The 1,984-nt window shown below is 72.4% G+C and carries 3 protein-coding genes and 1 pseudogene; all 4 read left to right on the plus strand.

The window, feature by feature from the left end; translation table 11 throughout:
- Positions 1-23 precede the first annotated feature (23 nt).
- Positions 24-1,019, plus strand: coding sequence for a C40 family peptidase (locus tag I0Q12_RS22725; protein WP_197254977.1), 996 nt, complete (start codon positions 24-26; stop codon positions 1,017-1,019).
- A 38-nt stretch (positions 1,020-1,057) separates the two neighbouring features.
- The gene (locus tag I0Q12_RS22730) at positions 1,058-1,378 is read left to right on the plus strand and encodes a hypothetical protein (RefSeq protein ID WP_197254979.1); all 321 of its coding nucleotides are present in this window, start codon (positions 1,058-1,060) and stop codon (positions 1,376-1,378) included.
- Positions 1,375-1,674, plus strand: coding sequence for a YbaB/EbfC family nucleoid-associated protein (locus tag I0Q12_RS22735; RefSeq protein ID WP_248673210.1), 300 nt, complete (start codon positions 1,375-1,377; stop codon positions 1,672-1,674). Before I0Q12_RS22730 ends, I0Q12_RS22735 begins: the two co-directional genes overlap by 4 nt.
- A 59-nt stretch (positions 1,675-1,733) precedes the next feature.
- Positions 1,734-1,984: pseudogene (locus tag I0Q12_RS33595) on the plus strand (primosomal protein); the annotation flags it as partial.

Consider the following 1,984-nt stretch of genomic DNA (forward strand, 5'->3'; position numbering starts at 1 on the left):
ATGCCCGAGGCGGGAGCGCGACGATGACTCTCGGGGCCGATCTGCTCGCGGCTCCGCTGGCGGATCTGCTCACCGCATTCGGCTCCGGCACCGCACCCGCGATCGATCCGGCCGCGGCGTTGCGGGCGGGGACCGCGATCGCGGAGGACGTGCACGCCGTCGGCCGCGCCGCGCTCACCGAACTGGTGTGGGACTGGACCGGTACCGCGGCGGACACCGCGGTCCGCAGCGCCGAGCAGGTACTCGCCGACACGCTGGCCGCCGCCGACCGCGGCATGGAGATCGCCGCGGTCGCGGTGGACGGCACCGCGACGGTCCTCGGCGGCGCCGTCGAGATCGCCCGCATCGTCGACTCGTTCGGTTCCATCGCCCGCAGCCTCGAACCCGCGCTCGCGCTGCCCCAGGGCCAGCTGCTGATGCTCGCTGCCGCACTCGAACATCTCGCGGCAGGCCTCGACGTACTCGCCCGGGTCACGTCCGAACTGGCACAGCACACCGACCGGCTCACCGCCCTGCTGCCGGAGACGCCGCCCCTCACGGGAGCGGGACCGTCCGAAACCGATCCCGGTTCCGGCGACAGCCGCGCGTTCTACGACGACGGGGGCCTCGGGCCGGGATCGGCGTCGGACTGCGCGGTGCGCCTGCCCGACGGCAGCGTCGCCACCGCACCCAACGCCACGGCCGCCGCGGCGGTGCGTCATGCGCTGTCCCAGCAGGGCACCCCGTACGTGTGGGGCGGAACCACCCCGGGACAGGGACTCGACTGCAGCGGGCTGACCCAGTGGGCCTACGGCCAGGCCGGTGTCGAGCTTCCCCGGCTGGCCCAGCAGCAGGACATCGGGACGCCGGTCGCTCCGGACTCGGTCCTGCCCGGCGACCTGGCCGTCTGGGACGGGCACGTCGCGATGGTGATCGGCAACGGCCTCATGGTGGAAGCTGGCGATCCCGTCGCCGTCACCCCGATCCGCACCGGCAACAGCGGCATGGCCTTCGAAGGGTTCTACCGGCCCACCGGATGAGAGGGAACCGGCCGGCGATCGGGTGCGTCCAACCGGATATGAACATCACGACAGCAACCGCCGCCAATGCGGCAGGCACCGTCTCGGTGCGCGCAACCGACCAGGGGGTGCCGGTCGAGCTGCACATCGATCCCCGCGAACTGCGCCACGGGGCCGGGCACCTGGCCGGGCAGATCCTCGCGCTCAGCCGCCGCGCGACCCTCGAGGCCGCCGCGCTGCGCCGCGGCGAGCTCGCTGCCCAGGGCATGCCGGACGCCCTGCTGGACCGGATGGGCCTGCCCACCCGGGACGAGGTGGCGCGCGTCCAGCGGGACGACGACGAGCAGCGGCAACCCACGTCCTGGCTGAGGTCGGTGTGAGCGGGCACCGCGTCGACGAGATCGTCGAACGGGCTCGGGAAAGGCTGGGCATGCTCGAGGACGTGATGGCCGGGCTCGGCGAGGTGACGGCGGAAGCGATGAGCGTGGACGGCCGGGTGTGGGTACAGGTCGACGGCGGAGGCGGCATGATCGCGCTGCATCTGGCGGAGTCGGCGTGCCGGCTCGAGGCCGCCGAATTGTCCGCGGCGATCCTCGCGACCGCGCACGAGGCGGCGCGGATCGCAGCCCGGAAACGCGACCGGCTGCTGTCGGATCTTCGCGAGTCGTTCCGGTGATGACGGTCTCGTCCACTCCCGGCTATGTCTTCGGGCGCGAGGTGGCTAGGCTTCCCGCCATGGCTGGAGACATCGTCCCGATCGAGCTCGGTCTCACCGACGACAACCTCGTCACCCTGTGGGTGCCCCGGTGGCGCGAGGACGGCGAGGAATGGCAGGCGTTCCTCGGCCGTGGGGACGATCTGTACGGATTCCCCGGTGTCGCCGAACTGGTCGCGTTCGTCCGCTCCGACACCGACAACGATCTCGTCGAGCACCCCACCTGGCCGGTCGTCGTGAAGCTCGCGGCCGTCGAGTTCGAGCCCGACGA

The organism is Rhodococcus sp. CX, from assembly GCF_015865005.1.
In the GTDB taxonomy this organism is placed as follows: domain Bacteria; phylum Actinomycetota; class Actinomycetes; order Mycobacteriales; family Mycobacteriaceae; genus Rhodococcus.

What these genes read in the sequence shown, in the direction of transcription:
- I0Q12_RS22725 (WP_197254977.1), top strand. Translation starts at nt 24, where the DNA reads ATGACTCTCGGGGCCGATCTGCTCGCGGCTCCGCTGGCGGATCTGCTC.
- I0Q12_RS22730 (WP_197254979.1), top strand. Translation starts at nt 1,058, where the DNA reads ATGAACATCACGACAGCAACCGCCGCCAATGCGGCAGGCACCGTCTCG.